Source organism: Cypionkella sp. TWP1-2-1b2, from assembly GCF_049896245.1.
GTDB lineage: Bacteria > Pseudomonadota > Alphaproteobacteria > Rhodobacterales > Rhodobacteraceae > Cypionkella.
In genome coordinates this window covers 34,279-52,586 of the sequence record NZ_JAFCTX010000032.1, presented here as the reverse complement: position 1 = coordinate 52,586, position 18,308 = coordinate 34,279, and the positions used below count along the sequence as shown (strand labels likewise).

16 protein-coding genes are annotated in these 18,308 nt (G+C 60.6%); 11 read left to right on the top strand and 5 right to left on the bottom strand.

Annotated features, from left to right (window positions below):
• Positions 1 to 118: 118 nt before the first annotated feature.
• Positions 119 to 562, top strand: a complete 444-nt coding sequence (locus tag ACP7AP_RS18245; RefSeq protein ID WP_426036385.1) for a TSUP family transporter — start codon at positions 119 to 121, stop codon at positions 560 to 562.
• A gap of 142 nt (positions 563 to 704) precedes the next feature.
• Here ACP7AP_RS18245 and ACP7AP_RS18240 read toward each other — a convergent pair whose 3' ends face one another.
• On the bottom strand, positions 705 to 2,657 hold the full coding sequence (locus ACP7AP_RS18240) for a lytic transglycosylase domain-containing protein (RefSeq protein ID WP_426036383.1): 1,953 nt from the start codon (positions 2,655 to 2,657) through the stop codon (positions 705 to 707).
• A 174-nt stretch (positions 2,658 to 2,831) separates the two neighbouring features.
• Between ACP7AP_RS18240 and dapA the strand changes: the two genes are divergently transcribed.
• The 7 genes from dapA (at position 2,832) to ACP7AP_RS18205 (ending at position 8,633) form a co-directional block, all read left to right on the top strand.
• A complete protein-coding gene (gene dapA, locus ACP7AP_RS18235; protein WP_426036381.1) occupies positions 2,832 to 3,704 on the top strand; it encodes a 4-hydroxy-tetrahydrodipicolinate synthase in 873 nt (290 codons plus the stop codon).
• A gap of 103 nt (positions 3,705 to 3,807) precedes the next feature.
• Positions 3,808 to 4,668: a DMT family transporter gene (locus ACP7AP_RS18230; RefSeq protein ID WP_426036379.1), complete on the top strand. Its 861-nt coding sequence runs from the start codon at positions 3,808 to 3,810 to the stop codon at positions 4,666 to 4,668.
• 204 nt (positions 4,669 to 4,872) lie between these two features.
• A complete protein-coding gene (locus tag ACP7AP_RS18225) occupies positions 4,873 to 5,463 on the top strand; it encodes a Hint domain-containing protein (RefSeq protein WP_426036377.1) in 591 nt (196 codons plus the stop codon).
• 103 nt (positions 5,464 to 5,566) lie between these two features.
• Complete coding sequence (smpB, locus tag ACP7AP_RS18220) at positions 5,567 to 6,052, top strand: SsrA-binding protein SmpB (protein WP_426036375.1); 486 nt, start codon at positions 5,567 to 5,569, stop codon at positions 6,050 to 6,052.
• Positions 6,053 to 6,189: 137 nt separating this feature from the next.
• Positions 6,190 to 6,483: a hypothetical protein gene (locus ACP7AP_RS18215; protein WP_426036373.1), complete on the top strand. Its 294-nt coding sequence runs from the start codon at positions 6,190 to 6,192 to the stop codon at positions 6,481 to 6,483.
• Positions 6,484 to 6,590: 107 nt separating this feature from the next.
• Positions 6,591 to 7,451 (top strand): 3-mercaptopyruvate sulfurtransferase, encoded by an 861-nt coding sequence (gene sseA, locus ACP7AP_RS18210; protein WP_426036371.1) that lies wholly within the window; start codon positions 6,591 to 6,593, stop codon positions 7,449 to 7,451.
• A 3-nt stretch (positions 7,452 to 7,454) separates the two neighbouring features.
• Entirely contained in the window at positions 7,455 to 8,633 is a 1,179-nt protein-coding gene (locus ACP7AP_RS18205) for an aromatic amino acid transaminase (protein ID WP_426036369.1), read from the top strand.
• A 140-nt stretch (positions 8,634 to 8,773) separates the two neighbouring features.
• On the opposite strand, the gene ACP7AP_RS18200 is transcribed toward ACP7AP_RS18205, so the two are convergent.
• A complete protein-coding gene (locus ACP7AP_RS18200; protein ID WP_426036367.1) occupies positions 8,774 to 10,186 on the bottom strand; it encodes an ammonium transporter in 1,413 nt (470 codons plus the stop codon).
• Between the two features lie 13 nt (positions 10,187 to 10,199).
• Positions 10,200 to 10,538 carry a P-II family nitrogen regulator gene (locus tag ACP7AP_RS18195; RefSeq protein ID WP_054008213.1) on the bottom strand — a complete coding sequence of 113 codons (339 nt, stop codon included), beginning with the start codon at positions 10,536 to 10,538 and terminating at the stop codon, positions 10,200 to 10,202.
• A gap of 252 nt (positions 10,539 to 10,790) precedes the next feature.
• Here ACP7AP_RS18195 and ACP7AP_RS18190 point away from each other — a divergent pair, with 252 nt between their 5' ends.
• Positions 10,791 to 13,007 carry a transglycosylase domain-containing protein gene (locus tag ACP7AP_RS18190; protein ID WP_426036364.1) on the top strand — a complete coding sequence of 739 codons (2,217 nt, stop codon included), beginning with the start codon at positions 10,791 to 10,793 and terminating at the stop codon, positions 13,005 to 13,007.
• A 390-nt stretch (positions 13,008 to 13,397) separates the two neighbouring features.
• On the opposite strand, the gene ACP7AP_RS18185 is transcribed toward ACP7AP_RS18190, so the two are convergent.
• Together ACP7AP_RS18185 and ACP7AP_RS18180 are read right to left on the bottom strand one after the other, a co-directional pair.
• Entirely contained in the window at positions 13,398 to 13,988 is a 591-nt protein-coding gene (locus ACP7AP_RS18185) for an MlaC/ttg2D family ABC transporter substrate-binding protein (RefSeq protein ID WP_426036387.1), read from the bottom strand.
• 10 nt (positions 13,989 to 13,998) lie between these two features.
• Entirely contained in the window at positions 13,999 to 14,676 is a 678-nt protein-coding gene (locus tag ACP7AP_RS18180) for an MlaA family lipoprotein (RefSeq protein ID WP_426036362.1), read from the bottom strand.
• A gap of 294 nt (positions 14,677 to 14,970) precedes the next feature.
• On the opposite strand from ACP7AP_RS18180, the gene ACP7AP_RS18175 reads away from it, so the two are divergent.
• Positions 14,971 to 16,707 carry a type I secretion system permease/ATPase gene (locus ACP7AP_RS18175; protein WP_426036360.1) on the top strand — a complete coding sequence of 579 codons (1,737 nt, stop codon included), beginning with the start codon at positions 14,971 to 14,973 and terminating at the stop codon, positions 16,705 to 16,707.
• Positions 16,704 to 18,074: an HlyD family type I secretion periplasmic adaptor subunit gene (locus ACP7AP_RS18170; protein ID WP_426036358.1), complete on the top strand. Its 1,371-nt coding sequence runs from the start codon at positions 16,704 to 16,706 to the stop codon at positions 18,072 to 18,074. The genes ACP7AP_RS18175 and ACP7AP_RS18170 overlap by 4 nt, the downstream gene beginning before the upstream one ends.
• Positions 18,075 to 18,308: the final 234 nt, after the last annotated feature.

The following is an 18,308-nucleotide window of genomic DNA, read 5'->3' as shown; positions in this document are numbered from 1 at the left end:
AACGTACCAAGCCCTCTGGACCGCCGTCGGTGCAGTCTGCGATCTATTCCATAGCCAGGAATGCAGAAACTACTTCAAAGCCGCAGGATATGGTCCCGATTGAAGGTGACTTGCTCTAATGCTGGGCATCGCGGCTGTGTTGGTTTTCGGCCATGACACAACCACAAGCCAACCGCTTCTGATCGGTGCGGCGCAAGCCGTTTCAGGTGTGATCTTGGGCTTTGGGATCGGCATTGTCGCCGCATTGATGGGGGTAGCGGGCGGAGAACTGCTGATCCCCACGCTCGTTTTGCTGTTCGGGGTCGATGTAAAATTGGCCGGCTCGCTCTCCCTTGCAGTCAGCTTGCCAACGATGCTTGTGGGTTTTGCGCGCTACAGCCGCGATCAAAGTTTCACCGTATTGCGGCGCAATATGGTCTTTGTCGCTGTCATGGCACTGGGTTCGATTTTAGGCACTTTTATCGGCGGGCATCTGCTGGGTGTAGTGCCAAGCACCCTCTTGCTACCTGCGCTTGCGATTATCTTGCTGATTTCATCCATCAAGATTTGGCGCCATACATAGCTCCTCACCTGATTCGCTCAAATGGTTAATAACCCCCACCACGCCAATAATATGGCCCCATCCCATACCAAAAATGGCCGCTTTCTGGTCCCTTAACAATTCGGAAATCGGCCAATGAACCAAGCGCTCTCAACCCCACGCCTCACCGCCCCGTCAATTCCGCCGAAATCCGCACCGGCCCCGCCACGCCTTTCAGCTTGGCGCGGTAGATCACCACCCCCTCCGCCACCCGCATCACATAGGTGCGGGTTTCGGCAAACGGGATCATCTCGACCCAATCCACCACATCGACGCTATCCTTGCGCGGATCGCCAAACTGCGTGATCCATTTCCGTGGCCGCCCCGGCCCGGCATTATAGCCCGAGGCCACCAGCGCCACCGAAGGCCCGAATTCCTCAATCATATGGCTGAGATAGATCGACCCCATCCGCACATTGAACGATGGATCAGCGGTCAATCGTCCCGCCGAAGAAGTCTCCCCCAACCCCTTCGCCACATGCTCGGCGGTCGCGGGCATCACCTGCATCAACCCCCGCGCCCCGGCCTTGCTTTGCGCAGCAGGATCAAACTCACTCTCCCGCCGCGAAATCGACAACGCCAAGGCGCGGCTGACCGCCAAGCCATCCGGCACCATCGCGGGCATCGGATAATAAGCGCGCGGCAAGATCACCCCCCGCTCTGCCGCCTGCTTGGCCACCAGCAAAGCGATATGCGGCTCATCAATCCGCAACGCCAGATCGGCCAACTGCTGCAACCCCTTGGCATCCAAGCCCTCGGCCACCTGCAAGAAAAACCGCTTCGCCGTCGTGCGATCCCCCGCCTCGGCCAAAGCCATCCCCGCCGCCAAAACCGAAGACCCAGCAAATCCCGAAGTCCGCCACGCCGCGTTCGGCTCGCCCACATTCACCAAACCCGGATCAAGCGGCAACCCGATCTTCTCAGACGCCAGCATCCCATAATACGCCGTCTGATTGCGCGCCGCCCGCGCATAGGCCGCATCCGCCCCGGCGCGGTCGCCCTTGGCCTCCAGCGCCCGACCCATCCAATATTCCGCCCGCGCAACAGAGATCGGCGTCGCCACGGCTTCCTTCAAATGCGTGAAATGCTTGATCGCCACTTCCGGATCGCCTAATTTCCGCAGCGCGATAAACCCAGCCAGAAACTCCAGATCAACATAGTCACTGCCCTTGCTCATCTGATGGTTCGCCGCCACCCGCAACGCCAGCTTCGGCTCGCCCTGCCGCAGCAAAACCCGCGCCAAATCCGCACGCCGCTTGCCCCAAGCCTCGAGGTCACCCAGACTGGCCGCCGACTTGCTGCGCTCTAATATCAGCGTCGCGGCATCATCATACCGATCCGCCCGCATCCGGTAGGTGAAGCGCTCATAGGCCAGCCCCGGATCGCCCAGCAGGGATTTCGGCACCGCATCGACCAAATCCACCGCCGCCGCATTGTCCGCCCGCAACGCCATCCGCGCCACCGCCAAGGCGCGCCAGTCTTTTGAGACCCGCGGCAGCATCCGCTCGGCCTCGGCCTTTCGCCCGCCGTCCCACAGGATGCGGTCCAGCCGCACCTCATGCGCCACCGCCAAGGGGGCTCCCATGATGCCCAACATCGCCGTCTCATCTACCGCTTCAAACTTCAGCGTGGTCCAAGCCCGAAACGCCTCCGCCTCGGCCCCGTCAGATCGCCCCAAGGCGACCAGCGCCGTGACCAAAGCCACCGACCCCGCCCCGGTCTTCGGCTTGTCGCGGCCAAAATACGCCACCACCCGCGCAGGGTCCGTCGAGCGCGCCACCGCGACCTCGCCCTTTTCGCGCAGCAATGCCAACCCCGGCCAATCCGGCCTGCGGGCAATAAACCCCTCGTAGTCGCCCAAGCGGCCCTGACCGTCGCGCAGCCATTGCCACAGGATCACATCACCACCGATGGCCCCCGCCCCCTGCGCCGCCGTCAACGCAGCAGGCCAATCCTTGGCCTCTGCCGCTTTCAACGCGCTTGAGAACGACGCGGCCTGATCGGCCCGCGCCATAGGAGACATCACCAGTGCAACGCCGATTATGATCGCTTTTGCGATCTTCCTTATTCTGCTCATCGCCGGATTTTGCCCTATGCCCCGGATTCCCACAACCCAAAACCCCGTGAGCCCAGCAATTCGCCGCCTACGCCCCAGCCTTCACCCATACTTGGCAAAACGCCGCTCCCCGGTTAGGTAGGCAGCGCTTACACAACGGCGATTCCTGATCGCCCCCCAGAGGAGACGCGCACCATGATCAAAGGGTCCATTCCCGCACTGGTTACGCCGTTCAAGAACGGTGAACTTGATCTGGTGACGCTGAAGAAGCTGGTCGAGTGGCATATCACCGAGGGCTCGACGGGCCTTGTCCCAGTCGGCACCACCGGCGAAAGCCCGACGCTTTCACACGAAGAACACCAGAAAGTCATCGAAGTGGTGGTGCAAACCGCCGCTGGCCGGGTGCCGGTGATCGCGGGGGCCGGGTCGAACAATACTTCGGAGGGCATCTCGCTGATCCGCTTCGCCGAGAAAGTCGGCGCGGATGCAGCCCTTGTGGTGACGCCCTATTACAACCGCCCGACCCAAGCCGGGCTGGTGGCGCATTACACCGCCTTGCATGATGCGTGCCAACTGCCGATCATCATCTACAATATCCCCGGCCGCTCGGTCGTTGATATGTCGCCCGACACCATGGGCACATTGGCGAAACTGCCGCGCATCATCGGGGTGAAAGACGCCACCGGCAAAATCGAGCGTGTCTCGATGCAGCGCGCCACCTGTGGTGCCGATTTCATCCAACTGTCGGGCGAAGACGCCACCGCTTTGGGCTTCAACGCCCACGGCGGCATTGGCTGTATCAGCGTGACGGCCAACGTCGCCCCCCGCCTCTGCGCGGACTTCCAAGCGGCGACGCTGGCAGGCGACTACACCAAGGCCTTGGCCTACCAAGACAAACTAATGCCGCTGCATGAGGCGATCTTCCTTGAGCCCGGTCTGGTCGGCGCAAAATACGGCCTGTCGCTGCTCGGCCTTTGTGCCGAAGACGTCCGCCTGCCGCTGGTTGGCCTGACCGATCCCACCAAAGCCCGCGTCAAATCCGCAATGCAGCACGCGGGCCTGATCTAACGCTTTCATCTTGGCTTAAATATCCCAGCCGGAGGCACCTGAGGCCAGCCCCCGGAGCCTCCGGCGGGAGTATTTAAAAAAGAGCAAATCCCAGAAAGTCCCGATGACCCCCAACCTGCGCGGCAGCCTTTACATGACCGCCTCGATGGCGGGCTTCGCGGCAGAGGACAGTTTCCTGAAAGCCGCCAGCCAGTCCATTCCGGTGGGCGAGGCGATTTTGATCATGGGGCTGATCGGGATTGCCGTCTTCGCAGCCCTCGCAATGCGGGCCGGCGATCCACCGATCCCGCGCGCAATGTTCACCGGCACAATGGCGCTGCGATCAGGCTTTGAGATCACCGGGCGGCTGTTCTATGCTCTCGCCATCGCGCTGACACCGATTTCCGTCGCCTCGGCGATCCTGCAAGCCACTCCCTTGGTGGTGGTGCTGGGCGCCGCTGTGATCTTTGGCAAAACCGTCGGGCTGAAACGCTGGCTGCTGATCCTGCTCGGCTTTATCGGCGTGCTGATTATCCTGCGCCCCGGCCCGTCCGGCTTCTCGGCCCTGTCCCTGCTCGCCCTCGTCGCCATGCTAGGCTTCGCAGGCCGCGACCTTGCCACCCGCGCAGCACCCCCGGCGCTGTCAAACGCACAACTCGGTGTCACCGGATTCATCATGCTGACACTATCCGGCGTGATCATCACCGTCGTCACTGGCAAGGCCGTCCTGCCCACCCCGCCAACCCTTGGCCTGATCGCCGGAGCAGCTGCTTTCGGCATCGCCGCCTATGCCGCGCTGACGACCGCGATGCGCAGTGGCGAGATCGCCGTGGTCACGCCGTTCCGCTACACCCGGCTGTTGTTCGCCATGGTCCTCGGCGTCACGGTGTTTGGCGAGCACCCCGACACCGCCACCTTGACCGGCGCTGCGATCATCGTCGCCTGTGGCGTGATCATCCTCGGCCAGAACCGCCGAATCAGCTAAATCTGCCCCGAATTGTTGCTTAACAAACCCCTAATGCGTCGCCGATCCCGGTGATTCAGTCGCGACTCCGCGATTATTGTTTCGCCAAACGCCACAATGACAAACCCTTGCCGCACGCGTGTCGAAAAAATGGCGAAATTCCGGTGCTTATTGGGCCGCAATCAGACACCTCCGCCACAGATCTTAACGCAAAGGGCTAACACCATGTTCATGCAAGACATTTCCCGCAGCGCCTCCGCCATCTTCCCGGTGGAAACCCTGCTTTCTCCTGTCATCACCGGCATCGTTGCGGGCACTTTGGTGGAAACCACTGCGGGTTGGCAGCCGATTGAGGCGCTGCGCATCGGCGATTGTGTTCAAACTTTGGACGGCGGGCTGGCGAAGATCCTGCATCTCGACCGCCGCGCCCTGCAGCCCGAGCTGGTAACCACACTACTGATGCTGCCCGGCGGCCAGTATGACGCCTGTTCCGATCTGCTGCTGCTGCCCCGCCAGCACCTGCTGATCGACACGCTGGACGATGCCGAAATCGACGGCGCACCCTTTGTGCTGATCCCAGCGCTGGCGCTGTTGCATGGCCCCGCCCGCCGCCATCGCACGGCGCAACCCACCCAGATCGTCACACCGCTTTTTGCCAGCGAGGAAGTGATCTACGCCAACTCCGGCGTCTTGCTGCATTGCCCCGGCCTGTTGGATGGTGCGAACCGCTACCCCGAAGACAGTTTCTTCCCCCGTCTTGACGCCCCCCGCGCCCGCGCCTTTCTTGCCCGCCGCGCCGAACGCCTTGTGGCCTGAGTGCTGCGGTGGCGGGCAAACCGTCGCTTCGCCACCACGCGGCACAAACTTCGCCGCCCGAAAGCTGGACTCTGCCGCGCCTAACCCCTATTTCCAGCGCATTATGGTAGAAAAATCAGACCCAAACTCCAAACTGATCGCCGAAAATCGGCGCGCCCGCTTCGATTTTGCCATCGAATGGGATCTGGAGGCTGGCATCATGCTGCACGGCTCCGAGGTGAAATCCCTGCGCAAGGGCGGCTCGAATATCGCCGAAAGCTATGCCTCGGTTGAGGGTGGCGAGTTGTGGTTGATCAACGGTTATATTGCGCCCTACCTGCAAGCGGTGATGTTCCCGCATGACGAACGCCGCCGCCGCAAGCTGTTGGTAAACAAGAAGGAACTGTCGCGCCTGTGGAATGCAGTCGGTCGTGAAGGCATGACTATCGTGCCGTTGAAAATGTATTTCAACGAGCGCGGCATGGTGAAGCTGAAGCTCGGCGTCGCCAAGGGCAAAAAGCTGGCCGACAAGCGCGCAAGCTCGGCCAAGCGCGATTGGGATCGGCAAAAATCACGCATTATGAAAGAAGGCATGAAGGCAAAACTTTAGCACTTTGCTGAAAACATTGCCTAAATGCCTAGATTGAGGCATAATTCTCCCTATCCGGTCCTAGATCTCCGGGTCCAGAAATGGCCGGGAAATGTCACGACGCAACGGCGGGCATCATGTAGGGAAGGAATGAGTATATGGATATGGCCTTTATCATCCAGCTGATCGCAGGCGCACTGGGTGGCAACGCGGCAGGCGCGGTGCTGAAAAACCTGAACCTCGGTACGTTGGGCAACTCAATCGTCGGGATTGTCGGCGGCGGTCTGGGCGGCACGATCCTGTCAATGCTGGGCGGCGCAGGGGCAACTGCGGCGGCCACCGGTGCCACCGACATGACGTCGATCATCACCTCAGTGCTTTCGGGCGGCGTCGGCGGCGGTGTGCTGATGGCGATTGTCGGCGCGGTCAAAAATGCGATGGCGAAAAGCTAATATTCTTGCGCGGGCGTGCCAATGCGCGCCCGCGCTCTCTTGTCTGGCAGCCTGCTTGGGTTTAACTGCATCGGCATCCCCGCCGATTTCGCAGCCCGAGGCCCCAGATGACCCCATCCCCCGCCGATGATCCGAAAACTTTGGTCAGCACCGCTTGGCTGGCCGCGCACCGCGCCGACCCTGATCTGCGGCTGATTGACGCCAGCTGGTATCTGCCCGACGCAGGCCGCAACGCGAAGGCCGAGTATCTGACCGCCCATATCCCCGGCGCGCGGTTCTTCGACATTGACGAGATCACCGATCACCGCTCGGCCCTGCCGCATATGGCCCCACCGCCCGAGAAGTTCATCTCGCGGCTGCGCGCCATGGGCATTGGCGACGGCCATCAGGTGGTGATCTATGACGGCTCCGGCCTGTTCTCGGCCGCCCGGGTGTGGTGGACCTTCCGGCTGATGGGCAAGACCGATGTGGCCGTGCTGGACGGTGGCCTGCCGAAATGGCGGGCTGAGGGGCGTGAGATCGAAGACATGCCGCCCATCGTGCGCGACCGCCACATGACCGTCAGCCGCCAGAACCACCTGGTGAAAGATGTGACGCAAGTGGCACATGCCGCCAAGCTGGGCGAGGCCGAAATCATCGACGCCCGTGGCGCACCCCGCTTCAAAGGCGAAGTGCCAGAGCCGCGCCCCGGTCTGCGTTCCGGTCATATTCCGGGTGCCAAAAACGTGCCCTACAGCACGCTGTTGAACCCCGATGGCACGATGAAATCTCCCGCCGATCTGCGCGCGGTGTTCGAAGCCGCAGGCGTGAACCTTAACAAACCCGCGATCACCTCTTGTGGCTCGGGTGTAACCGCCGCGATCCTCAGCCTTGCACTGGAACGCATCGGCCATCGCAACCATGCGCTGTATGACGGCTCTTGGGCCGAATGGGGCATGTATGACGACCTCGCGGTCGAAAAAGGATAAGCTATGTTAGAAGCCTTGAACCCGCAGCCGCAGGACAAAATCCTGCAACTGATCCAACTGTATAAAGACGATCCGCGCGAGGGTAAAATCGACCTCGGTGTCGGCGTTTACAACGACGCCACCGGCCTGACCCCGGTGATGCGCGCGGTGAAGGCTGCCGAAAAGCAACTTTGGGAAACCGAGACCACCAAGACCTATACCGGCCTTGCAGGCGAGCCCGCCTATAACGCCGCCATGGTCAAAATGATCCTCGGTGAGGGCTACACCGACCGTGCCGCTTCCGTCGCTACTCCGGGTGGCACCGGCGCGATCCGCCAGGCGCTGGAGCTGATCAAACTGGCCTCGCCCAATGCAACCGTCTGGCTGTCAAACCCGACTTGGCCGAACCATCCTTCGATCATCAAATACCTCGGCATGAAGCTGGCCGACTACCGCTATTTCGACGCCGAAACCCGTGGCATCGACTTCGCCGGACTGATGGAAGACCTCAAAGGTGTTAACGCAGGCGACGCCGTCCTACTGCACGGCTGCTGCCACAACCCAACCGGCGCGAACCTGAACGCCGATCAATGGGCTGAAGTCGCGAAACTGCTGCTGGCCAAGGGCGCTATCCCGTTCGTTGACCTCGCCTACCAAGGCTTCGGTGATGGGCTGGAAGAAGACGCCGCCGCGACAAGGATGATCGCCCAGACCTTCCCCGAAATCCTCATCGCCGCCTCCTGCAGCAAAAACTTCGGCATCTACCGCGAGCGCACGGGTATCCTGATCGCACTCGGCGACCCCGCCCGCAAGACCGTGACCCAAGGCAACCTCGCCTTCCTGAACCGTCAAAACTACAGCTTCCCGCCCGATCACGGCGCGCGTCTTGTGACGATGATCCTTGAAGACGACACCTTGCGCGCCGACTGGAAGGCCGAGCTCGAAGAAGTCCGCCTCAACATGCTGACCCTGCGGCAAAGCCTTGCCGATGAACTTCGCCGCGCCACCAATTCGGATCGGTTTGATTTCGTCGCCTCCCATCGCGGCATGTTCAGCCGGCTTGGGCTGACCGAAGCGCAGGTCAACATCCTGCGAGACCAGCACGGCATCTACATGGTTGGGGATTCCCGCATCAACATCGCTGGCCTGAACGCCAAAACCGTGCCGATCCTCGCCAAAGCCATCGCCCAACTTACCGCGTAACCGGAAAATTCAAATTTTCCGGCACGATTTTCGCTTCGAAAATCGCCCGCCAAATAGAAACGGCCCGCAGGGGGAATATCCTGCGGGCCGTTCGCTTATCAACACCCGGCGGGGAGGACCGCCGGACGTTGTCTTACGCTTTAGACGTTGTAAGCGCTTTCGCCATGCGAGGTCTGATCCAGACCTTGGCGTTCGTCATCGGCGGTCGGACGCAATCCGAACACCATGTCAATGCCTTTGAACAGGATGTACGAGACAATGCCTGACCAAAGCACGGTGACGGCAACAGCCTTGAACTGCGTGATAACCTGCGCAGTCATGTCATAAACACCCGGAACAGCTGGGAACACCGTGTAGTCGATCCAGCCCTGCCCACCCAACGATGGGTCAGCAACTATACCAGTAGCAATCGCGCCGATGATACCGCCGATGCCATGCACGCCGAACACGTCAAGGCTGTCGTCATACCTTAGCTTGGCCTTCACCGTCGAGACGAAGAAATAACATACTGGCGAAACCACCAGACCCAGCACAATCGACGTCATCGGTGTCGCGAAGCCCGAAGCCGGGGTGATCGCCACCAGACCGGCAACAGCACCCGTCACGGCACCCAGCAGGGACGCCCTGCCATGCTTCAGCTGTTCCACCAGCACCCAAGACAGCGCCGCAGCAGCCGTCGCCACGAAGGTGTTGATGAAGGCCAAAGCCGCGATGCCATTGGCTTCAAGGTTGGAACCCGCGTTAAAGCCAAACCAGCCGACCCACAGCAGGGATGCGCCGATCATCGTCATGGTCAACGAATGTGGCGCCATGTTTTCTTTGCCAAAGCCCACACGCTTGCCGATCACAAAGCAACCGACCAAGCCCGCGATACCAGCGTTGATATGTACAACCGTGCCACCAGCGAAGTCCAAAGTCCCCATGCCCCACAGCAGACCAGCATCAGCGGTGTTGTCGGACAAAAAGTCTGGTCCGCTCCAGTACCACACCATATGGGCGACCGGAAAATACACCAAGGTGACCCACAGCAGCGCAAACAGCATCAGGGGCCAGAACTTGATCCGCTCGGCGAAAGCGCCGACTATCAGGCCGGGGGTGATGCAGGCGAAGGTCATCTGGAAGATGACAAAGGTATATTCCGGCAGATAGACGTTGTTAGAGAAGGTCGCGGCGAAGGTGCCGGTGTTCACACCGGCCAGAAACGCCTTCGAGAAACCGCCGATATAGGGCGAGCCCCCGGTGAAGGTGATCGAATAGCCGTAGACCACCCAGACCACGGCCACCATGGCCACGATCATGAACACCTGCATCAGCACCGACAGCATATTCTTGGTGCGCACAAGCCCGCCATAGAACAGCCCAAGCGCCGGAATTGCCATCAGCAAAACCAGCGCCGAGGATACCAGCATCCAAGTGGTATCGCCCTTGTTGACCATTCCCGCCATTGCTGCGGCATCCGGCGCTTTGATTGGCCCCGCGGCCACCACTTCCTGCGCCAAAGCGGGCAAGGCCGCCATGATCGCTGCCGCAGTCAGTCCTAGTTTCTTCAGCATGTTCTGTCCCCTCTCACAGCGCATCGTCATCGACATCGCCGGTGCGCACCCTCAGGGCGCTTTCTACATTCAATACGAAAATCTTGCCGTCGCCGATCTTGCCAGTGCGGGCGGTTTTGGTGATCGCCTCCACCACCGCGTCGGCCAGCGCATCGGTCACCACGATTTCCAGCCGCATCTTTGGCACGAAGTTCACCGCATATTCTGCACCGCGGTAGATTTCGGTATGGCCCGACTGCATGCCGAAACCCTTGATTTCTGTCACCATCATCCCCTGCACGCCGATCGCGGTCAGCGCTTCGCGGACCTCGTCCAGCTTGTAGGGCTTGATGGCGGCTATGATCATTTTCACGATGCACCCCTTTGTTTCCCAAGGCCCTTGCCGACCCTCATGTGCGATCAGGCGGCCTTCGCATCTGCAGCACAAGTTTCAGATGGCGTAAAAATTGGGCGCAGGGGGTTAATGCCTACTATTTAATCACACGTCCGTACCTGCGATGTAAAATTAAGCGGCAAGGAACCGCGAATCGGCAGCACCGCCGCTTCGCATTTCCCAGTGAACCGAGTAGAGTGGTAAAAACCGCTTAAAAGGGCAAAAACAGGCATGGCGACATCGGGCAAAGGCGGCAAATCGCTGGTGGCAGACCGGCGATATATCGCGCAAAAAGCGGCTACCACAGGCGGGCGCGGCACCACGCCACCCCGCAAACCAGCGCCGCGCAAGGCCGCGCCGAAGCGTTCGGGTAACTTGCTGACCCGCTTCATCACGGGCATCTGGCGGATCATCTGGGGCACGTTCTGGCGCGTTGGCGCGGTCTGCGGCATGGTGCTGGCGGGCATCGTGTTCTATTTCTACCAGCAACTCCCCCCGGTGAACGCGCTGCTCGATGGTCGCGCCAAAGGCTCTGTCACACTGCTAGACCGCAACGACACCGTCTTCGCTTGGCGCGGTGAGACCTTTGGCGGCCAGATCACCGCCGACACCGTCTCACCCTACCTGCTGCACGCCGTCATCGCGACCGAAGACAAACGGTTTTACCAACATTTTGGCGTCAGCCCCCGCGGCATCGCCAGCGCCATCAGCATCAACCTTGCCGCGGGGCGCGGGCCGCTGGAGGGCAACGGCGGCTCGACCATCACCCAGCAGGTCGCGAAACTGCTTTGCCTCGGCGTGCCCTATGACCCGAAACAGTGGAAATCTGAGGCCGATTACGAGGCAGACTGTCGTGGCGGTGGCGTCAAGCGCAAGCTGAAAGAGATCCCCTATGCCATTGCGATGGAAGCGAAATACACCAAAGAAGAAATCCTGACGATCTATTTCAACCGCGCCTACTTAGGTGCCGGTGCAAGGGGTTTTGAGGCCGCAGCCCAGCGCTATTTCGGCACCTCTGCCAATGATCTGACCCCCGCCCAAGCGGCGATGCTGGCAGGCCTGTTGAAAGCCCCGTCGAAATATGCCCCCACCAACAACCTGAAACGTGCGCAAGACCGCGCCAATGTGATCATCGACCTGATGGCCGAACAGGGCTATCTGACAGCCGAAGAAGCCGCTGACGCCAAAGCCAATCCGGCACAGCTTTCCGACGCGGCGCAGACCAAATCGGGTGGGTTCTTCGCCGATTGGGTGATGGAAACCGCGCCAGATTTCCTGACCTCGACCACCACCGAAGACGTGATCATGCGCACCACGCTGGATCAGAAACTGCAAAAGGACGCCGAAGACGCCCTCGCTTGGGTGTTTGACAACAAGGTCGCCAAAGGCTCGAAAGCCCAAGCCGCGATTGTGGTGATGAGCGCGGACGGTGCCGTGCGCGCCATGGTTGGGGGGCGCAAAACCGAAAACGCAGGCGCGTTCAACCGCGCGACGCAAGCCCTGCGTCAAACCGGGTCTTCGTTCAAACCGTTCGTCTATGCCGCAGCACTTGATCTGGGCTGGTCGCCCTCGGATTATGTCGAAGACGTGCCGCTGACGCTGCATATCCCCGGCTCGGGGGCTTGGACACCTGACAACTACGACAAAAAGTTCAAAGGCCTGATCACCCTGACCCAAGCCTTGGAAGAAAGCCGCAATATTCCCGCCGTGCGGGTTTCCGAAGCCGTCGGGCGGGAGGCGGTTGCAAAGGTCGCCAAAGGCTTTGGCATCCTGAACGACATCGCCCCCGGTCCGGCACTGGCACTCGGGGCCTCGGAATCCACCCTGATCGAGATGACCGGAGCCTATGCAGGCATCCTCAACGGCGGCTCTGCGGTGACACCCTATGGTCTGGTCGAGCTTAAACTCAAGGGCGAGGAAGAAAGCCTGATGGGCGCGGGCGGCGGCATTGGCGAGCGGGTGATTTCCGAAAACGCCGCCAAACTGCTGACCTTCATGATGTTCAAAGCGGTCGAGAGCGGCACCGGCACGCGGGCACGCCTTGAGGGCCGCCCGGCGGCTGGCAAAACCGGCACCACCTCTGCGGCGCGCGATGCCTGGTTCATCGGCTTCACCGCCGATTATGTCACCGGGGTCTGGATCGGCTACGATGACAACACGCCCTTGAAAGGTGTCACCGGCGGCGGTCTGCCCGCCGAGATTTGGCATGAGGTGATGACCCGCGTCGAAGACGGCGTGCCTGTCAGCGAACTGCCGCTGATCGTGCCGGAATACCGCGCGCCACCAAATGCCGGCAATGCTTCAAACCAGCCGGTCGATCCGAACGCCGAGTTCCCGCAAGACCCTGCGGTGCAGCAACAACCTGCGGAACCCTCGGTGCCGTTGATGAACCCCAGCGATGATCAGGTTGAGGCATTGCTGAAAGACATCCTGAAAAGCGGAAATTAGAGCATTACCGCTTTCTGACACGTGAGCTAGGCCACGAAAATCTTTCCCAGCGGGGAATGACTTGTGTTTTCGGCGACGTTTTATAGTGTTTTCCACAACATGTTGTGGTTAAGTGGCTGCGCGTTTTCCATCGACGTGTCGGATCAGACCGTAGCACCGCTGTAAGACATGTTGAAAAATGGTGATGAACCGCCCCACGCCGCCCCGGACTTGATTTGGGGCCTCAAGGTACAAGCGCGACAGAAAAGGCCCCGGATCAAGTCCGGGGCGGCGTCGGATGGGTTGGTCGGGCAAAAGCATCAAACGATGGCAGCGCCATGAAAAGAGCGCCCTCGATAACCGGGGCGCTCTTTATTCTTTGCAAAAATCACCCGATCAGGAATCACCCGGTCAGGCGGTTTTCAGATCACCAATCAGCTTGTCGATATCGCCACCGCGCTTGTCCAGCATCGCGCCGATTTCGGTGCGCTCGGACGCCAGCATATTCACGCCTTCGATGATAATGTTGAAGAACAGGTTGCGGCCAGATTTATCCGACACATGCCAGCGCAGATCGAACGGCGCTTGGCCTTTCAGATGCGCCACCGAGATCACCTCGTAATAGCTTTTGATCGGGCGGGCATCGGTGACTTCAATCGAGCCGCCAATAAACTCACGGAACCGCGCGCCATATTTGCGGCTGATATAGGTCTGAAACGCCTTGGTGAGGCTGGCCATCTGCGCCGACGACGCCTTCTTGGCGGCCACGCCCAAAGCCGAACGCGCAATCGTCGGCACATCGGCATAGCGGCTGAAAATCCGCTCAAAATCGCCATACATCGCGGTCTGCGATTTGCCGCTGGCGATGGTGGTGTTGATCTCGGCCACCGCTTTGCCGATCATGTCCTTTGCATCATCCACCGTCAAAGCCAGCGACGGCAGCGGCAAAGCCAGCGCGACAGATCCCAAAGCAAAGCCAGCCGCAAAGCGACGACGTGACATCATGGAATGATTATTGTGCATAGGGGTCCTCAAAGCTTTCATCCGATGGGGCCTCGCCCAACGTGTAGTGTCGGTTTTGCAGATACAGCAGGCGCGCCTGCGCGTAGGGGTCTGCACTGTCATATAGGATCGAATCCACCGTATCGCTATGCCGTGCGCGTGATCCAACCTTATCAATCACCTTTGCGCCCGTCACATAGTCACTTTCCGGTGATTTGATCAGGAAGCGCAGCGGATTGATCGCGTAATCTACCGCGATGCCCACCGTGTCACGCTCGGTGGATGGCCCGATGATCGGCAACATCTGATATTTGCCCTCACCGACACCCCAGACATAAAGCGTCTCGCCAAAGTCGGTTTCCTGCGCAGGCAGGCCCAACGCTGTCGAGGGGTCAAACAACCCGCCGATCCCCGCTGTGGTGTTCACGCCAAAGCGCAGCGTATTTGCCGCCGCCCGCATCAACCGCCCCTGCAACACGTTGTTCACGATATCGCCGGGGGTATCCAAATTGTTGGCGAAATTATGCACTCCGGTCAGAACAGGCCCGCGCCCACTGCCCGCCACGCCCGATACCGGCTGCAAAACCACCTTGTCCACTGCAACGTTGAACGCAAACACCTTGCGGTTAAAGCCTTCCGCCGGATCGTTCACCGCATCCGATACCGGAGCTTTGGCACACCCTGCCACCGCGAGTGTTAATGCAATCCCAACACAACCCGCGCTAAATCGGCCGATTGTTTCAGAAAGAGATGGAATCACTTGCGCCATACTTCTACATTCCCGCCGAGGTTCACGCGTCTCACATAGATTTTGTCGGTGAAAGACAAGGGATAAGCGGCGCGGCGATTTAAGACAACGGCCAAACGTGGCCAAGCGGTGACGCTGGATGATTTCCGCCGAGCCTTTTGGTTATAAAAATGGGCTGCGGGACAAAAACAAGCTGCAAAGCGAAGCAGCCTGCGGGCAGGAACGGAGATGGCGATGAGCCAAACAGACAACCGTCGTGGTGAAGCAGAGCTTCACGCGGCACGGGCCGATCAACGCGGCCTATTGTGGGCCGTGGCTTTGTTCTCGGTCTTCGCCAACGCACTACAGCTTACCGGCTCGCTCTACATGCTGCAGGTCTATGACCGTGTGCTGGGATCGCGCTCTGTGGCCACCCTTGTCGCACTTTCTGTACTGGTGACCTTCCTGTTCCTCGCCCTTGGCATCCTCGACAACGTCCGCGCCCGGGTTATGGCGCGCATCGGTGCCAAAATGCAGGATCGGCTTGACCGCCGGGTGTTCTCCGCCGCGATGCGCCGCCTGACCCTGCAACCGAACGAGCCCACCGCCATCGCCGCCCAGCGCGACCTTGAAGCGATCCAGCGGCTTTGGGCGTCGCCTGTCTTGCTGGCCCTGTTCGACCTGCCGTTCATGCCGCTGTTTTTCATCGCGATTTACATCTTCCACCCCTATCTGTTCGCGCTTTCGCTGGTTGGCGGCATCATTCTTGTCATCGTCACCATTCTGAACCAGCGCCTCACCCTCGCCCCGCTGACCCGCACCAACAACCTCACCTTGGGGGCCGAGCGGATGTCTGATCTGATCAAGGGCGAATCCGAAACCGTGCAGGCGTTGGGCATGACCACCGCCACCTTCGACCGCTGGCAAAAAGCCCGCGGTGCAGCCCTCGCCGCCAGCATCAAGGCGGGCGACCTTGCGGGCAGCTTTGGCGGCATCAGCAAAACCTTCCGGGTGTTCCTGCAATCGGCGATGCTGGGCCTTGGCGCATACCTTGTGCTGCAAGGTGAGCTTTCCTCGGGCGCGATGATCGCAGGCTCGATCCTGATGGGCCGCGCCTTGTCACCGATCGAGCAAGTCATCGGCCAATGGGCCATCATCACCCGCGCGCAGGAAGCCAACCGCCGCCTGTCCGACCTGCTGACCAAGATGCCCGAAGAACCGCCGCGCACCGCCTTGCCGCATCCCAAGGCGGTTCTCGAAGCACAAAACCTTACCGTCATTCCGCCGGGCGAGCAGCAAGCCGTGCTGCGGGCGATCAACTTCCGGCTGGAACCCGGCCAAGCCCTTGGCGTGATCGGCCCGTCAGGCGCTGGCAAATCTACCCTCGCCCGCGCGTTGATCGGGGTGTGGAAGCCCGCAGGCGGCAAAGTCCGCCTCGATGGCGCAACCTTGGATCAGTACGACCCCGACATCCTCGGCAGCTATATAGGCTATCTGCCGCAGCGCATCACCTTGTTCGATGGCACGATTGCCGAAAACATCGCCCGCCTGCAAGACCACGCCGATGCCAGCAAAATCGTCGATGCCGCCAAACGCGCGGCGGCGCATGAGATGATCATCAAACTGCCCGAAGGCTATGACACCCGCATCAGCCAGATCGGCGGTCGGCTTTCGGGTGGCCAAATCCAGCGCATCGGCCTTGCGCGTGCTTTATACAACAACCCGGTGATCCTTGTGCTGGATGAGCCGAACTCTAACCTCGACAACGACGGCACCGTGGCACTCAACACCGCGATCCGCACCACCAAAGAGGCAGGCGGTGCCGTGCTGATCATGGCGCACCGCCCCGCCGCGATTCAGGAATGTGAACTGCTCCTCGTGCTGGAAGATGGCATGCGCCGCGCCTTCGGCCCCCGCGATGCCGTGCTGCGTGAGATGGTGAAAAACCACAGCCAGATCACCCAGGCGACAGCCCCCGGAGGCGTATCATGACCCAACTTCCCGCCGAACGCCCGCATGGCACAGAACTGCAAAAACCTGCCCCGAAAAACCCGCCCTCCAGTCTCGCCCCGGCTTGGTCCGCCCGCCGCCCGGTGATCATCGGCCTGACCACCGTGGCGCTTTTGGTGTTCGGCTTTGGTGGCTGGTCGCTGACCACAGAAATCGACGGCGCGATTGTGGCCAATGGCCAGCTTGAGGTTGAAAAGAACAAGCAGATCGTCAACCACCCTGATGGTGGCGTCGTCGCCGAAATCGCGGTGAAAGAGGCGCAAGCTGTGAAGGCTGGCGATTTGCTCATCCGCCTTGACGGCAACCTGCTGCAATCGGAACTCGCCATTGTCGAGGGTCAGTTATTTGAAATGCTGGCCCGCAAAGCCCGTCTGGAAGCCGAGCGTGACGACAAAGACGCGCCCAGCTTTACGGGTGAAATCTTCGAACTTGCCAAAACCCGCCCCGATGTCGCCGAACAAATCGAAGGCCAGCGCAACCTGTTCTTCGCCCGCAAAGAAAGCCTCGCGCGGCAAGGCGATCAACTGGGCAAACGCGCGGGCCAAATCACCTCGCAGATCCAAGGCGTTGATGCACAAATTGATGCGCTGAAACAACAACTTGCGCTGATCGAACAGGAACTGACCGCCCAGCAAACCCTGCTCGACAAGGGCCTTGCCCAATCCAGCCGCGTGCTGGAACTAGAGCGCAACAAGGCCTCGTTGCAAGGCAGCATGGGGGAGTTGATTTCCTCAAAGGCGCAAGCTGAGGGGCGCGGCACCGAGATTGATCTGGAAGTGTTGCGCTTGGCCGCCGTGCGCCGCGAAGAAGCCAGCACCCAGTTGCGCGACCTTGGACCGCAAGCGCTGGAACTGGTCGAGCGCCGCCGCGCTTTGATCGAACGCATCGCAAGGCTGGATATTCGCGCCCCGGTGTCGGGCCTTGTGCTGGGCCTGCAAGTCACCTCACCGCGTTCGGTTTTGCGCGCGGCGGAACCCGTGCTGTACATCATCCCGCAAGACCGCCCCTTGGTGATCACCGCGCAAATCCAGCCGATCCACATTGATGAGGTGCATGTCGGCCAACGCGTGCGGCTCGCCTTTCCGGCGTTTTCGGCCCGCACCACGCCCGAGATTTTCGGCCATGTTGCCACGATCTCGGCTGATGCTTTGGTCGATCAGCGCACCCAAGCCAGCTATTTCCGCGCCGAGATCCTGCTGGATGAGGGCGAGTTGGCCAAGCTGAAAACCCAAACTCTGCTGCCCGGTATGCCGGTGGAAGCCTTTATCGAGACCGGCGCACGCTCGCCGATGAGCTATCTTCTGAAGCCGTTCACCGATTACTTCAAACTGGCGTTCCGCGAGGGGTGATGAAAGCCGGGGAGGGCCAAGCCCCCCCCGGACCCTCCCTGCGCCCAGATTTCCACGCGCCCCGCCTGCCATCGGTTTTGCGCCCGCGCAAGTGCAAAAATCGAGGGCTACGGCCAATTCGTTAACAATCCCTTACCTTGGACATGTCAACCTATTGAAATATAAGGCTTCAAAAAGGTCCCGAGTTGGGACCAGCCAAGTCTTGCCCCCATGCCCTGCCCCGGATAGCCTGCG